The organism is Streptomyces sp. NPDC005931 (genome assembly GCF_042871235.1).
Classification (GTDB): domain Bacteria; phylum Actinomycetota; class Actinomycetes; order Streptomycetales; family Streptomycetaceae; genus Streptomyces.
Map to the genome: position 1 here is coordinate 489,623 of NZ_JBIAIG010000004.1, position 14,850 is coordinate 504,472.

Annotated in this window: 13 protein-coding genes; 7 read left to right on the forward strand and 6 right to left on the reverse strand. The window is 72.2% G+C overall.

What is annotated here, in order from left to right; genetic code table 11:
- The first annotated feature begins 66 nt into the window (after positions 1-66).
- Positions 67-3,333 (forward strand): S8 family serine peptidase, encoded by a 3,267-nt coding sequence (locus ACFYOV_RS13315; protein ID WP_389087097.1) that lies wholly within the window; start codon positions 67-69, stop codon positions 3,331-3,333.
- Positions 3,334-3,431: 98 nt separating this feature from the next.
- Here the strand turns inward: ACFYOV_RS13315 and ACFYOV_RS13320 are convergent, their stop codons facing one another.
- The gene (locus ACFYOV_RS13320) at positions 3,432-4,301 is read right to left on the reverse strand and encodes a helix-turn-helix domain-containing protein (protein ID WP_389087099.1); all 870 of its coding nucleotides are present in this window, start codon (positions 4,299-4,301) and stop codon (positions 3,432-3,434) included.
- A gap of 329 nt (positions 4,302-4,630) precedes the next feature.
- Here ACFYOV_RS13320 and ACFYOV_RS13325 point away from each other — a divergent pair, with 329 nt between their 5' ends.
- Complete coding sequence (locus ACFYOV_RS13325; protein ID WP_389086602.1) at positions 4,631-5,671, forward strand: NAD(P)-dependent alcohol dehydrogenase; 1,041 nt, start codon at positions 4,631-4,633, stop codon at positions 5,669-5,671.
- Positions 5,672-5,769: 98 nt separating this feature from the next.
- Positions 5,770-6,552, forward strand: coding sequence for an SDR family oxidoreductase (locus ACFYOV_RS13330; RefSeq protein ID WP_389086605.1), 783 nt, complete (start codon positions 5,770-5,772; stop codon positions 6,550-6,552).
- A gap of 148 nt (positions 6,553-6,700) precedes the next feature.
- Here ACFYOV_RS13330 and ACFYOV_RS13335 read toward each other — a convergent pair whose 3' ends face one another.
- Positions 6,701-7,819, reverse strand: coding sequence for a hypothetical protein (locus tag ACFYOV_RS13335; RefSeq protein ID WP_389086607.1), 1,119 nt, complete (start codon positions 7,817-7,819; stop codon positions 6,701-6,703).
- A 250-nt stretch (positions 7,820-8,069) separates the two neighbouring features.
- Here ACFYOV_RS13335 and ACFYOV_RS13340 point away from each other — a divergent pair, with 250 nt between their 5' ends.
- On the forward strand, positions 8,070-9,227 hold the full coding sequence (locus tag ACFYOV_RS13340) for a cystathionine gamma-synthase (protein ID WP_389086609.1): 1,158 nt from the start codon (positions 8,070-8,072) through the stop codon (positions 9,225-9,227).
- A 7-nt stretch (positions 9,228-9,234) separates the two neighbouring features.
- Here the strand turns inward: ACFYOV_RS13340 and ACFYOV_RS13345 are convergent, their stop codons facing one another.
- The 3 genes from ACFYOV_RS13345 to ACFYOV_RS13355 form a co-directional block, all read right to left on the reverse strand.
- Entirely contained in the window at positions 9,235-9,483 is a 249-nt protein-coding gene (locus ACFYOV_RS13345; RefSeq protein ID WP_389086611.1) for a hypothetical protein, read from the reverse strand.
- 68 nt (positions 9,484-9,551) lie between these two features.
- Entirely contained in the window at positions 9,552-10,055 is a 504-nt protein-coding gene (locus ACFYOV_RS13350) for a sigma factor-like helix-turn-helix DNA-binding protein (RefSeq protein WP_389086613.1), read from the reverse strand.
- 196 nt (positions 10,056-10,251) lie between these two features.
- The gene (locus ACFYOV_RS13355; protein ID WP_389086616.1) at positions 10,252-10,758 is read right to left on the reverse strand and encodes a MarR family winged helix-turn-helix transcriptional regulator; all 507 of its coding nucleotides are present in this window, start codon (positions 10,756-10,758) and stop codon (positions 10,252-10,254) included.
- Positions 10,759-10,920: 162 nt separating this feature from the next.
- On the opposite strand from ACFYOV_RS13355, the gene ilvA reads away from it, so the two are divergent.
- The 3 genes from ilvA to ACFYOV_RS13370 all read left to right on the forward strand — a co-directional run bounded on the left by ilvA (position 10,921) and on the right by ACFYOV_RS13370 (position 14,261).
- Complete coding sequence (ilvA, locus tag ACFYOV_RS13360) at positions 10,921-12,150, forward strand: threonine ammonia-lyase (protein ID WP_389086618.1); 1,230 nt, start codon at positions 10,921-10,923, stop codon at positions 12,148-12,150.
- A 222-nt stretch (positions 12,151-12,372) separates the two neighbouring features.
- A complete protein-coding gene (locus ACFYOV_RS13365) occupies positions 12,373-13,419 on the forward strand; it encodes an ATP-binding cassette domain-containing protein (RefSeq protein ID WP_389086620.1) in 1,047 nt (348 codons plus the stop codon).
- Positions 13,416-14,261: an ABC transporter permease gene (locus ACFYOV_RS13370; RefSeq protein WP_389086623.1), complete on the forward strand. Its 846-nt coding sequence runs from the start codon at positions 13,416-13,418 to the stop codon at positions 14,259-14,261. The genes ACFYOV_RS13365 and ACFYOV_RS13370 overlap by 4 nt, the downstream gene beginning before the upstream one ends.
- Positions 14,262-14,318: 57 nt before the next feature.
- Here ACFYOV_RS13370 and greA read toward each other — a convergent pair whose 3' ends face one another.
- Positions 14,319-14,816 (reverse strand): transcription elongation factor GreA, encoded by a 498-nt coding sequence (greA, locus tag ACFYOV_RS13375; RefSeq protein ID WP_389086625.1) that lies wholly within the window; start codon positions 14,814-14,816, stop codon positions 14,319-14,321.
- Between the last annotated feature and the right edge of the window lie 34 nt (positions 14,817-14,850).

The following is a 14,850-nucleotide window of genomic DNA, read 5'->3' on the forward strand; positions in this document are numbered from 1 at the left end:
AGACAAGTGAAGAGAGCATGCGCGGCCACGGTCGCCACGGCAGCCGCCGTGGCCCTCGCGGCGGGCATGACCGGGCCGGCGTCGGCGAACGGGGAGCCGATGTCCGCCGCCTCCGCGAACGCGCCCTCCAGTACGTCGTCCAAGGCCGCCGCGTTCAAGGCCAAGCACCGCATCACCCTCATCACCGGTGACCGCGTCGCCGTGGACGCCAAGGGCCGCGTCGTCGGCCTGGAGCGCGCCGAGGGCCGCGAGCACATACCCGTCCGGATCAGCAAGGTCGACGGGCACACCCTCGTGCTGCCCGCGGACGCCGCCCGGCTCGTCGCGAGCGGCAGGCTGGACCGGCGGCTCTTCGACGTCACCGAACTCAACAAGGCCACCACGCGCAGCTCCCAGAAGCGCGGCCTGAAGGTCATCGTCGGCTACAAGGGCAGCGCGGCCGGGACGAAGTCCGACGTCCGCGAGGCGGGCACGCTCCGCCAGACCCTCAAGACCCTGAACGCCGACGCGGTCCAGACCCCGCACGAGGACGCGCCCGAGCTGTGGGACGCGGTCACCAACGGGGACCGCACCGCCTCCGGCATCGCCCACGTCTGGCTGGACGGCGTCCGCCGGGCCGACCTCGACAAGTCCGTCCCGCAGATCGGCGCCCCCAAGGCGTGGTCCGCCGGCTACGACGGCAAGGGCGTCAGGATCGCCGTCCTGGACTCCGGTGTCGACGCGACCCACCCGGACCTGAAGAACCAGGTCGTCGGCGCCAAGAACTTCACCGCCTCGCCCGGCACCGGCGACAAGGTCGGCCACGGCACCCACGTCGCGTCCACCGCGGCCGGTACGGGCGCCAAGTCCGGCGGCAAGTTCAAGGGCGTCGCCCCCGGGGCGAAGATCCTCAACGGCAAGGTCCTCGGCGACGACGGTTACGGCGACGACTCCGGCATCCTCGCGGGCATGGAGTGGGCGGTCGCCCAGGGCGCCGACATCATCAACATGAGCCTGGGCGGCGGGGACACGCCGGAGACCGACCCGCTGGAGGCGGCGGTCGACAAGCTTTCCGCCGACAAGGGCGTGCTGTTCGCCATCGCCGCGGGCAACTCCGGGCCCGAGACGATCGGTTCGCCCGGCAGCGCGGACTCCGCGCTCACCGTCGGCGCCGTCGACGGCAAGGACCGCCTCGCCGAATTCTCCTCCACCGGCCCGCGCCTCGGCGACGGGGCGATCAAGCCCGACGTCACCGCCCCCGGCGTGGACATCACGGCCGCCGCGGCCAAGGGCAGCGACATCGCCGCGGAGGTCGGTGAGAAGCCGGCCGGCTACATGTCCATCTCGGGCACGTCGATGGCGACCCCGCACGTCGCGGGCGCGGCGGCGATCCTCAAGCAGCAGCACCCGGACTGGACGTACGCCGAACTGAAGGGCGCGCTCACCGGATCCACCAAGGGCGGCGCCTACACGCCGTTCGAGCAGGGCTCGGGCCGCGTCCAGGTCGACAAGGCCCTCAAGCAGACCGTGATCGCCGAGCCGGTCTCGGTGAGCTTCGGCGTCCAGCAGTGGCCGCACGCCGACGACAAGCCCGTCGTCAAGAAGCTGACCTACCGCAACCTCGGCACCAAGGACGTCACGCTGAAGCTGACGTCGGCCGCCACCAACCCCAAGGGCAAGGCGGTCCCGGCCGGCTTCTTCAAGCTGGGCGCCACCTCGGTGACCGTCCCGGCGGGCGGCCGGGCCTCCGTCGACTTCACCGCCGACACCCGGCTGGGGGGCACCGTCGACGGCGCGTACACCGCGTACGTCACCGCGACCGGCGGCGGCCAGACCGTCCGCACGGCCGCGGCGGTGCAGCGCGAGGTCGAGTCGTACGACGTGACCGTCAAGCACATCGGCCGCGACGGGCAGCCCACCGGTGACCACTTCACCGACCTGCTCGGCTACTCGGGCCTGGGCAACAACCGGGGCTTCGGCGTTCCGGTGAGCGAGACCGGCACCTCCACCCTGCGCGTGCCCAAGGGCACCTACCTGGTCGACGCGTGGATCGTCAAGGACCCCGAGACGCTCGAGGGCGGCCTGGACTGGCTGGTCCAGCCGAAGCTGAGCGTCACCAGGAACACCACGCTGACGATCGACGCCCGCAGGACCAAGGCGGCAGACATCACCGTGCCGGACGCCAAGGCCAAGCCCGCCACGGCGACGATCACCTACACCTACGACGACGCCGGCATCGCCGTCGGCGCGGGTGCGCGCTCCTTCGCCGACCTGCGGGTCGCCCACCTGGGCCCGGAGGTTCCGGGAGGCCTCCAGCAGACCTGGAACGGCCAGTGGACCAAGGGCGCCACCGCCGAGTACGGCGTGGCCACCACCGCGCGGGTGAAGAAGCTCCAGGGTGACAAGGTCCGCCACTTCAAGCGGGGCGAACTCGCCACCGTGAAGCACCACCTGGGCGCCGCGGCCGCCGGCAAGACCGGTGGCGTCTACGCCGTCGGCGAGTTCCCCGCGGACATCGCGTTCGGTGAGCTGATCGAGCAGAAGCTGCCCAGCTCGCGCACCATGTACCTGTCGACGTCGCAGAAGATCCGGTGGTCCTTCGACTTCGAGCAGCGCGCGGGCCGGACCGCCGAGGGCTTCCCGCTCGTCGACGCCTTCTACACGCAGGGCCGCACGCAGCTCCTCAAGCCAGGCAAGAAGTACACCAACACCTTCAACACGGCGGTCTTCGGCCCGGCGCTGGACTCCGAGTTCGGGCTCTACCGGGACGGCAACGTCATCTACGGCATGCTCCCGCTGTTCGCGGACCGCCACCGCAACCCCGGCTCCTCGCTGTTCACCTCGGTCGCCACCAGCCTGTACCGCAACGGCAAGAAGGTCGGCTCCCACACCGACCCGCTGTTCGGCGACGGCGAGTTCAAGGTGCCGTCGGGTGACGCCGAGTACCGGCTGACCACGTCGGTCAAGCGCAGCGTCAAGGTCGCCGCGGCCTCCACCCGCGTCGACGCCAGCTGGACCTTCCGCTCCAAGAAGACCAGCGACCTCAAGCAGCTGCCCGCGTCGACGGTCCGCTTCAACGCGGTCACCGGTCTGGACAGCAGGGTCGCGGCCGGCAAGAAGGTCACCTTCCCGGTCACCGTGGAGGGCGCGGCGGCGGGCCGCAACCTCAAGTCGCTGTCGGTGTGGGTCTCCTACGACTACGGCAAGACCTGGAAGAAGACGGAGGTCAAGAAGGGCAGCATCACCGTCAAGAACCCGGCGAAGGGGAAGGCCGTCTCCTTCCACGCCAAGATCGCCGACAAGAAGGGCAACAAGTCGACGATCTCGATCTACAACGCGTACTACGGCAAGTAGTCCGTGACGGCGCGGCCCGCCCGGAATCCAATGATTCGGGGCGGGCCGTCGTCGTGCGCCGTCGGCCCCCGTTCAACGGGGCGGGCGCCCGGCGGGCGTCACGCCGGCCGCTGCGACGCGGCGTCCGTCCCCCAGCTCGCCAGCAGCCGCAGCATCTCCGCCGACGGTGAGCCCGGCTCCGCGTGGTACGTGACCAGGGACTGCTCGGCGTCGTCGGCGACCTGGAAGGTCTCGAAGGACAGGGTCAGTTCACCGGCCAGCGGATGCCGGACGCGCTTGACGCCGTGGCTCTTCTCCTTGACGTCGTGCGCGGCCCACAGCCGCCGGAACTCCTCGCTCTTGACGGACAGTTCCCCCACCAGCGCGGACAGCCGGGGGTCGTCCGGGTGGCGGCCGGCGTCCATCCGCAGGTAACTGACGATGTCGGACGCCTTGCGGTCCCACTCCACGAACAGCTCGCGGTAGCCGGGGTCCAGGAACACCAGCCGCGCCCAGTTCCGCTCCTGCGGAGGCAGCTCGCCCCAGTCCCCGAACAGGGCCGCGGCCGTCCTGTTCCAGGCCAGGATGTCCGAACGCCGGCCCACGACGTACGCCGGGACGGTGTCGATGGTGTCCAGCAGCTGCCGCAGCGCGGGACGCGTCTGCTGGATCCGCGCGGCCGGTCGCTTGCGCTGCTGCCGGGGCTTGGCGAGATGCGTGAGGTGGGCCTGCTCGGCATCGGTGAGGCGCAGCGCGCGGGCGATCGCGTCCAGGACCTCCGCCGACACGTTCCGCCCGTTGCCCTGCTCCAGGCGCGTGTAGTACGCCACGGACACCCCGGCGAGCTGGGCCAGCTCCTCCCGGCGCAGTCCCGGCACGCGGCGGTGCCGTCCGAACGACGCCAGCCCCACGTCCTCCGGCTTCAGCCGGGCCCGCCGGGTGCGCAGGAACTCGCTCAGCTCGGCCCTCGGATCCAGTCCGCCGTCCACGCCGGCCACACCGGCGGTCGGGTCGCTCGCGCCGCCCGCGCCGGTGCCGTCGGCGGCAGGGTCGCTCGGGCCGCCCGCGCCGGTGCCGCCCGCGTCGCGTGCCCCGGGACGCGGTGCCGACGTCCGAGCCGGGTCGGTGTGCTCGTCCATGCTCCCCAGTATTCCCGGTCGTACGCACATCAGCCTGACCCCGCCAGTGGTACGCACAGCCAACGTAGGCAGAGCCGTGACCTGGGTAATCGCCGCCGCCTTCGCGAGGCTGGACGCCGTGCCCGGCCCGCAGAAGGCCCGCCGGGCGCACGACCACCCCACCCCTAGGAGACCCCGGCATGACCACTGTCGCCGCTTATGCCGCTCCCGCCGCCAAGGCACCCCTGGAGCGCACCACCATCGAGCGCCGCCCGGTCGGTGAGCACGACGTCCTGATCGACATCCAGTTCGCCGGCATCTGCCACTCCGACATCCACCAGGTCCGCGAGGGCTGGGGCGAGGCCATCTTCCCCATGGTCCCCGGCCACGAGATCGCCGGTGTGGTCGCCGAGACCGGGCCCGGAGTGACCCGCTTCCAGGTCGGTGACCGGGTCGGCGTCGGCTGCATGGTCGACTCCTGCCGCGAGTGCGACAACTGCCGCGCCGGCCTGGAGCAGTACTGCGAGAACGGTGCCGTGATGACCTACAACGGCATCGGCAGGGACGGCGAGCCGACCCACGGCGGCTATGCGCAGAAGATCGTCGTCGACGAGAACTACGTCGTCCGCATCCCCGACGGGCTGTCCCTCGACGTGGCCGCCCCGCTGCTGTGCGCCGGGATCACCACGTACTCCCCGCTGAAGCACTGGAACGCCGGGCCCGGCAAGAAGGTCGCGGTCGTCGGGCTCGGCGGGCTCGGCCACCTGGCCGTGAAGATCGCGCACACCCTCGGAGCCGAGGTGACGGTGCTGTCGCAGTCCCTGCGCAAGAAGGACGACGGTCTGCGGCTGGGCGCCGACCATTACCACGCGACCGCCGACCCGGCCACCTTCGCGGCTCTGCGGGGCACCTTCGACCTGATCGTCTCCACCGTGTCCGCGCCGCTCGACCTCGGCGCGTACCTGTCGCTGCTGCGCACCGACGGAGCCCTGGTGAACGTGGGCGCCCCGGAGGAGCCCGTGTCGCTCAACCTCTTCTCGGTGATCGCCGGCCGCAAGACGCTGGCCGGGTCGAGCATAGGCGGCATCCGGGAGACCCAGGAGATGCTCGACTTCTGCGCCGAGCACGGCATCGGCGCGGAGATCGAGATCATCGGCGCGGCAGAGATCAACGAGGCGTACGAACGGGTCCTGAACAGCGACGTCCGCTACCGCTTCGTCATCGACACCGCGACGATCTGAGACTCCGGGCCCGTCCCGGTCACATTCGCCCGGACCGTTCCGTCATACCGGCGCACGACGCACCCGCGCCGGGCGAGACGAGAACGGGAGAAGCGGCCATGACATCACCGATCCTGGTCACCGGAGGCACCGGCACCCTGGGCGGACACGTCGTCCCCCTGCTGCGCGAGGCGGGCCACGAGGTGCGCGTCCTCACCCGCCATCCCCGGCCGGCGGCGGACGGCGTCGAGTACGTCGCCGGGGACCTGCTGAAGGGCGAGGGCGTGGATGCGGCGGTCGCCGGCGTCGCGACGGTGCTGCACCTGGCGGGCGGGCCCAAGGGCGACGACGAGGCCACCCGCACGCTGGTGGGCGCCGCCTCCCGGGCCGGTGTGCGCCACCTGGTGTACATCTCGGTCGTCGGGGCGGACCGGGTGCCGCTGGCCTGGATGCGCACCAAGCGGGATGCGGAGCGGGCGGTCGCCGGGTCGGGCATCGGGTGGACGACCCTGCGGGCGGCGCAGTTCCACGACCTGGCGCTGGCCCTGGTGGAGAAGACGACCAGGCTCCCCGTGCTCCCGGCGCCGCGCGGGCTGCGCCTTCAGCCGGTCGACTCCGCCGAGGTCGCCGCCCGTCTGACCGAGCTGGCCCTGGGCGCGCCCGCCGGCCCGGTCCCCGACCTGACCGGCCCCCGCGTCTACGACCTCGTCGCCCTGGCCCGCCCCTACCTGGACCTGCGCGGCAGGCGCCGCCCCGTCCTGCCCGTCCCCCTCCCGGGCGCGGCGGGCCGCGCCTACCGCGCGGGCGCGAACCTGACGCTGCAGGGCGCACAGGTCGGGCACCGCACCTGGGAGGAGTTCCTCGAGGAGCGGCTGGGCGCGGCGCGGGCGGCCGCGGCCTGATCCGCGCGACGCCCCACCCGGGGCCGCCCGTCCTCCCCTGCGGCTCGGCGGCGCGGGGGCGTGGCAGGGAGCCGTGGCCGCGGGGAGGGGCGTCGGGCCGGGCGCCGTGAGCCGCGGCTCGGTGGCGGGACGCTCCGAAGGCCGTGGCTCAGTGGGGGAGCGTCGCAGGGCTGCCGCCGTTCGCCTCGTAGCCCGCCACCGCCAGGGCCCGGTAGACCGCGAACTCCGCGGCCGGGTCCGGGGAGAGGGTCCAGGGGAGGGCACCGACGTGCCCGTCGACGTGTATCAGCTGGCTCATGGCCTCGGCCCAGCGCTCGCTGCGGACCAGGAAGAACACCAGCATGTGCCGCACATGGCTCAGCATCGGGTCGTCGGGGCGGGCCGAGTGCACCGCGTGCAGCCCGCCGTGGATCGCCTTGGTGACGACCTCGCTCTGGTAGAAGCCGCGGACCAGGTTCACCTCGGGCAGGTGCTCGAACACCGCGAAGAGCGGCATCGCGGCCAGCAGCGAGCCCCGCGGTGCCCGCGCCGCCGCGGCCTCGGCGAACGCGTACGCCGTCCGGCGGGAGCCGTGCCACTTCTCGCACCAGTAGTGCAGCGCGGCCAGGTGCGCACCCATGTGGGCCGGGGCACGGTCGAGGATCTTCAGCCAGACCTGCTCGAAGTCCTTCTGCTCGTAGGCGAGCCCGCGCGCCACCGACAGCTCGACGATGTACGGGATGGGATCGCCCGGAGCCAGCAGCGCCGCCTCGTCGCACGCCGCCTTCGCCTCCTCCATGATGATCCGGAACTCGTCCGTCCCCGGCGCCGCCGTGCGCCACGCCTGCTGCACCAGGAACTCGGCGTGCACCGCCGCGCCGCCCGCGTCCTTGGGAGCCTCGGTCCGCCACACGCGCAGCCACTGCCCGCCCGGCGCCTCGCTCACCCCGCCGGGGCGCTGCGCCAGCTCCAGCGAGGCGGCACCGGCGAACGCCTGGACCCGCTGCCAGCGCTGCTCGCCCTGCGCCTCCGTGCCGGCCAGCAGCTGCTGCGCCGCGCGGTAGTCCTGCGTGCGCTGCACCAGGTCCAGGACCTCCAGCAGATCCTGGTCCGGGCCGGGCATGCGGACGTCCAGCTCCTCCTCGCGGGCGAAGCCGTAGTTCGCTGGGTCCGCCGCGTCCGGATGGCCCGGCGGGACCTGCTCGATCGTGCCCCGCCCGCGCCTGAGGAACGGCACCAGCACGAAGCCGAGCATGACCAGGGCGAGCAGGACCCACAGAATCTCCATGCGACAAGCGAACCAGACCGCGCCGACAATTGGCCAACCTGGTGCCGGAGCCTGTGGAAAACTCTCCGCGCAGCCGCAGGGACCGGCCCGGCGGGGCCCGTCCGCGGTCCGCCCCCGGTGACTCCGTGTCCCCTCCCCGGTGGGTCCGCGGTCCCGTCCGCGGTCCCTTCGTGGCCCGTTCGCGGCTGGTCGCGGACCCTGCCCGCTCCATGCCCGTCATCATCCCTCCGCGCGCACTACCCTCGGGCCCATGAGCGACAGGCACATCAGTCAGCACTTCGAGACGCTCGCGATCCACGCGGGCAACACCGCCGACCCCTTGACGGGCGCGGTCGTCCCGCCGATCTACCAGGTGTCCACCTACAAGCAGGACGGCGTCGGCGGCCTGCGCGGCGGTTACGAGTACAGCCGCAGCGCCAACCCCACCAGGACCGCGCTGGAGGAGAACCTCGCCGCTCTCGAGGGCGGCCGCCGCGGCCTCGCGTTCGCGTCCGGACTGGCGGCGGAGGACTGCCTGCTGCGTACGCTGCTCAGCCCCGGCGACCACGTGGTGATCCCGAACGACGCGTACGGCGGCACGTTCCGTCTCTTCGCCAAGGTCGTCGCCCGCTGGGGCGTGGAGTGGTCGGTCGCCGACAGCTCCGACCCCGCCGCCGTACGGGCCGCGATCACCCCGAAGACCAAGGTCGTCTGGGTGGAGACCCCCTCCAATCCGCTGCTCGGCATCACCGACGTCGCCGCCGTCGCCCAGGTCGCCCGCGACGCGGGCGCCCGCCTCGTCGTCGACAACACCTTCGCCACGCCGTACCTCCAGCAGCCGCTGGCGCTCGGCGCGGACGTCGTCGTCCACTCCCTGACCAAGTACATGGGCGGCCACTCCGACGTGGTCGGCGGCGCGCTGATCACGAGCGACCCGGAGCTGGGCGAGGAACTGGCCTTCCACCAGAACGCCATGGGCGCGGTCGCCGGGCCGTTCGACTCCTGGCTGGTGCTGCGCGGCACCAAGACGCTCTCGGTGCGCATGGACCGGCACAGCGAGAACGCCACCAGGATCGCCGACATGCTCACCCGGCACCCGCGCGTGACGAGCGTGCTGTACCCGGGGCTGCCCGAGCACCCCGGTCACGAGGTGGCCGCCAAGCAGATGCGGGCCTTCGGCGGCATGGTCTCCTTCCGGGTCGAGGGCGGCGAGGAGGCGGCCGTCGAGGTCTGCAACCGCGCCAAGGTGTTCACGCTCGGCGAGTCGCTGGGTGGCGTCGAGTCGCTGATCGAGCACCCGGGCCGCATGACGCATGCCTCGGCGGCGGGCTCCGCCCTCGAGGTCCCGGCCGATCTGGTGCGCCTGTCCGTGGGCATCGAGAACGTCGACGACCTGCTCGAGGACCTTCAGCAGGCGCTCGACCGGTAGGGACCGCTCACCAGCCCGTCAGCGGTGGAGTCGTCTCCGAGGGCGGCTCCACCCAGGGGCGCGCGGTCAGCGCCCACACGACGAACGCCACCGTGGCCGCGAACGTCAGCAGCCACAGGGCGCGGCGGGCGAGTGTCCTGCGCCGCAGCATGCGGGCACCGCGCCGCACGGCCTCGGCGTGCAGGTCGGGCGGCACCTGCGGCGGCGTCCGCTCCAGCAGCCGCCGCACGGTCCCCTCACGGTCGAGCCGGCCCATCCGCGGTCACCTCCCGCCCGGGTACGCGCGGCGTGCCGTGCGCGGCTCCCGTACGGCACGGCGCGGCCTCATGACGGCACCGCCTCGACGTCCCCCACGGTCCCGGCGGATTGCCCCGGCCCGCGCAGTACGGCGGTCGTCGCGCGGTGGCAGATCGCGCGGACGCGGTCCGTGGACAGGCCGAGCAGGGCCGCGGTCTGTTCCTCGGCGACGCCCTCGTACAGGCGCAGGACCAGGATCAGGCGCTCCTGCGGGCCCAGCCGGGCCAGCGGGCTCCCGGGGTGCGGGCGGGAGCGGACCGGACCGCCGTACCGGTGCCAGGCGCCCCGCGCGAAGCGGATGGCCAGGTCCCGGCGTGTGCGGTCGTAGGGGTCCTCGTCGCGCAGCCGGTCCCAGGACGCGTAGGTATGGGCCAGCGACAGGGTCAGCAGGCGCCTCGCGCGCGGGTTGTCGTCCGGGGCCTCGGCCGTGAGCAGCGTGGCGGCGTGCAGCAGCCGCCCGGCCGCGCCCGCGACGAACGCCTCGAACTCGCGGGCCCGGCGGGCGTCCCGGGACGCGTGCCGCTGTCGCAACCGCACCCTCCGCCCGCGGCGATCGTCGGATCCGAGCCGGTCCCGGCCGCGCACGGGCACCTCGGCGGGCGCGGGTACGACGGGGACCCCGTCTCATGGGAGCCCGCGGCGGCCCAGGGGGTCAAGAGTCGCGCACGTCCGGAAACCGGCGGGCCACCGGCGCACCCGGTGATCGCCGGCCGCGGCGCCCGTCGGTTCACGAGGCCGGCTGTGTCTCCGCCCCGGCGACTCCGTGGGCCGCCATGCGGCTGGACAGCGCGCCGTTGAAGCGGGTGAGGAGCGTGCAGAACGCCTCGCGCTCCTCCGGCGTCCAGTCATGGGTCAGCTCGGCCATCAACTGGCGCCGGGAGGAGCGCACTTCCTCCAGCCGCGACTGCCCGCGCGGGGACAGCTGGAGCACCACGGCCCGCCCGTCCTCGGGGTGCGAGGTGCGCTTGACCAGGCCGGTGTCCACCAGGGGAGCCACCTGCCGGGTGACCGTCGAGGAGTCGATCCCCATGCTCGCGGCGAGCGCCTTGACGCCCATCGGGCCTTCCTTGTCGAGACGGTTGAGCAGCAGGTACGCGGCGCGGTCCATGGAGTTGCGCACCTGGCCGACCCCGCCCAGCCGGGTCTGTTCGGCACGGCGCGCGAACAGGGCGACCTCGTGCTGCAGCGTGTCGAGTAGACCGGTGTCACCGACGGTCGTCATGTCCATCGACATTTCAGGTGTTGTGGGCATGGCCGGGGGCTCACTTCGTGGAGGGCTGCTAATTGGGGGACAGGGTACGCGGCCGGGGGACGGGTCGTACCGGCGCTGCGCAAAGCCGAGTCCGCAGGTTGGTCACAGCGGTCGCCACCGCCCGTGAACTGCGATGCTGGAGTCATGAGCTACGGCACGGCTGACTCCTTGCACACCGTCACCCTCGACGACGTGCGCGGGGCCCAGAAGATGCTCTCGGGTGTCGCCCGGGTGACCGCGATGGAGGGCAGCAGGCACCTGTCGCAGATGGTGGGCGCGCCGGTGCACCTGAAGTGCGAGAACCTGCAGCGGACCGGATCGTTCAAGCTGCGGGGCGCCTACGTGCGCATCGCCGGGCTGCTGCCCGAGGAGCGGGCCGCCGGTGTCGTCGCGGCGAGCGCCGGCAACCACGCGCAGGGTGTCGCCCTCGCGTCCTCGCTGCTCGGGGTCCGCTCGACCGTGTTCATGCCCAAGGGCGCCCCGCTGCCGAAGATCAGCGCCACCCGGGACTACGGCGCCGAGGTGCGCCTGCACGGCCAGGTGGTCGACGAGACGCTGGCCGCCGCGACGCGCTACGCGCACGACACGGGTGCGGTGTTCATCCACCCCTTCGACCACGCCGACATCATCGCGGGTCAGGGCACGGTGGGTCTGGAGATCCTCGAGCAGTGCCCGGAGGTGCGCACGGTCGTCGTGGGCATCGGCGGGGGCGGGCTGGCCGCGGGGATCGCGGTCGCGGTGAAGTCGCTGCGGCCGGACGTACGGATCGTGGGCGTGCAGGCGGAGGGCGCGGCGGCGTATCCGCCCTCGCTGGCGGCCGGGCGCCCCGTGTCGGTGCAGCACCCGGCGACGATGGCCGACGGCATCAAGGTGGGCCGGCCCGGGGACGTGCCGTTCGCGATCGTGGACGAGCTGGTGGACGAGGTCCGCACGGTCAGCGAGGACGAGCTGTCCGCGGCGCTGCTGCTGTGTCTGGAGCGGGCCAAGCTGGTGGTGGAGCCGGCCGGGGCGAGCCCGGTCGCGGCGCTGCTGAGCCGGCCCGGGACCTTCGAGGGCCCGGTCGTGGCGGTGCTGTCCGGCGGCAACGTCGACCCGGTGCTGATGGAGCGCGTGCTGCGGCACGGCATGGCCGCGCAGGGCCGCTACCTGGCCGTCCGGCTCCGGCTGACGGACCGGCCCGGCGCCCTCGCGACGCTGCTCGGGGTGCTGTCGGCAGTGGACGCCAACGTCCTCGACGTGAGCCACGTGCGGACCGATCCGCGGCTCGGGCTCACGGAGGCGGAGGTCGAGCTGCACCTGGAGACCAAGGGTCCCGCGCACTGCGCCGAGGTCGGCGGGGCCCTGCGCGAGGCGGGCTACACGGTCATCGACTGACCTCCTCCCCGCTGCCTTTCGCGCGCCTGTTCGGGTATCGCGTCACTCGTTCGGGTAAGTTCGTTGAGAGACGCGATACATCGCGTTATGGTGTGTGGCGTGCCGCTTCTCCGTCCGCGTGGGCCCATGCCGACGCCGTGGCGGGCACGCGAAAAAAGCACGGCAGGGCGAAGCGTGCATCCCTAGGCTTTCCGAAGAATCCCTGACGACGTGGAGACTCATATGCCAGGCGCCATCTATGCCGAAGGTCTGGTGAAGACCTTCGGTGACGTAAGGGCTCTGGACGGCGTCGACCTCGATGTCCCCGAGGGCACCGTCCTGGGCCTGCTCGGGCCGAACGGCGCGGGCAAGACGACCACCGTCCGCTGTCTGACCACCCTGCTGCGGCCCGACAGCGGCAGAGCGGTGGTCGCCGGCCTCGACGTGCTCGCGCAGCCCGACGCCGTGCGCCGTTCCATCGGGCTGTCCGGCCAGTTCGCGGCGGTCGACGAGTATCTGACCGGGCGCGAGAACCTGGAGATGGTCGGCCGGCTCTACCAGATGCGGGCGAAGGCGGCGAAGGCGCGAGCGGACGAGTTGCTGGAGCAGTTCCATCTCGCCGACGCCGCCGACCGCACCGCCAAGACCTACTCCGGAGGCATGCGCCGCCGGCTCGACCTCGCGGCGGCCCTGGTCGTCTCACCGCCCGTGATGTTCATGGACGAGCCGACGACCGGCCTCGACCCACGCAACCGTCAGCAACTGTGGGACGTGATCAAGCAACTCGTCTCCGGCGGCACGACGCTGCTGCTGACCACGCAGTACTTGGAGGAGGCCGACCACCTGGCGCACGACATCGCGGTGGTGGACCACGGCCGGGTCATCGCCCAGGGCACCTCCGACCAGCTCAAGGCCCGCACCGGCGGTGAGCGCGTGGAGGTCGTGGTGCACGAGCGGGAGCACATACCGGAGGCCTCCGCCCTCCTCGACAGATTCAGCCTGCGCGGTCCCGGGAAGAGCGACACCACGGTCGAGGAGCACATGCGCAAGATCACCACACCGGTGTCCGGCGGAGCGAAACTCCTGGCCGAGATCATCCGCGAACTCGACGGCCGCGGTATCGAGATCGACGACATCGGTCTGCGCCGCCCCACCCTCGACGACGTGTTCCTGTCCCTCACCGGGCACGTCGCGGAGACCGAGGGGGAGGACGACGGCCGGCAGGACGCGAGAGGACACCGAGGGCCCCGAGGGCAGGGGACCCGCCACACGAAGGAGGCCGCGAAGTGAGTGCCGTCACCGACGCCGTGCGGGTCACCGCACCCGGCAACCCCATCGGCCAGTCGATCCGGGACTCCCTGATCGTCGCCAAGCGCAATCTGATCCGCATGGCCCGGATCCCCGAGGTCGTCATCTTCGGGCTCATCCAGCCGATCATGTTCGTGGTGCTGTTCTCCTACGTGTTCGGCGGCTCCATGAACATCGCGGGCTCCACCGACCCGAAGGTCTACCGCGAGTTCCTGATGGCAGGCATCTTCGCCCAGACCGTCACCTTCGCCACCGCCGGCGCGGGCGCGGGCATCGCCGAGGACATGCACAAGGGGCTCATCGACCGCTTCCGTTCCCTGCCCATGGCGCGCGGCGCGGTCCTCACCGGCCGCACCCTCGCCGACCTGGTGCAGACGGCGCTCACGCTGCTGGTGCTGGCCGCGGTCGCCCTGCTGGTCGGCTGGCGCACGCACACCAGCTTCGGGGAGGTGCTCGGCGCGTTCGGGCTGCTGCTCCTGACCGGATACGCCTTCACCTGGATCGGCGCGGTCATCGGGCTGTCGGTGCGCACCCCGGAGGCGGCCACGTCCGGCGGGCTGGTCTGGCTCTTCCCGGTCACGTTCGTCTCGAACGCCTTCGTCGACTCCGAGCAGATGACCCCCTGGCTGCGCCACATCGCCGAGTGGAACCCGTTCAGCGCCACCGTGCAGGCATGCCGTGAGCTCTTCGGCAACCCCGGGGTCTCGACCTCGGACGCCTGGCCGATGCAGCATCCGGTGTGGGCCTCGCTGATCTACTCGGTCCTGATCATCGCCCTCTTCAGGACGCTGGCCGTGCGCAAGTACCGCTCTGCGGCGGCATGACGAGGCCCCCGGCGCCACGGTGGGCGCCGGGGGCCGTCGGGGTCCCGGAGGCGCGGGTCAGCCGTTGTAGGGCTCGGCCTTGAGGATCTTCACCGAGGCCTTCTTGCCGTTCGGCAGCTCGTACTCCGCGTCCTCGCCGACCTTGTGGCCGATCACGCCGGAGCCCAGCGGGGACTGCGGGGAGTACGTCTCGATCTCCGTGCTCGCGTACTCGCGCGACGCGAGGAGGAAGGTCAGCGTGTCGTCCTCGTCGCCGTCGAAGGCGATCGTCACGACCATGCCGGGCGCCACCGCACCGTTGGCCGCCGGCGGCTCGCCGACCTTGGCGTTCTCGAGGAGCTGGGTGAGCTGGCGCACACGGAGCTCCTGCTTGCCCTGCTCCTCCTTGGCCGCGTGGTACCCGCCGTTCTCACGCAGGTCGCCCTCCTCGCGCGCTGCGGCGATCTTGGCGGCGATCTCCGTGCGCGCGGGACCAGTAAGGTATTCAAGCTCGTCCTTGAGCTTGTTGTACGCCTCCTGGGTCAGCCAGGTGACGTTCTCGCTGGTCTGGGTCACAGGTGCTCCTCGTAGGTACTGGGAAGACAAAGCA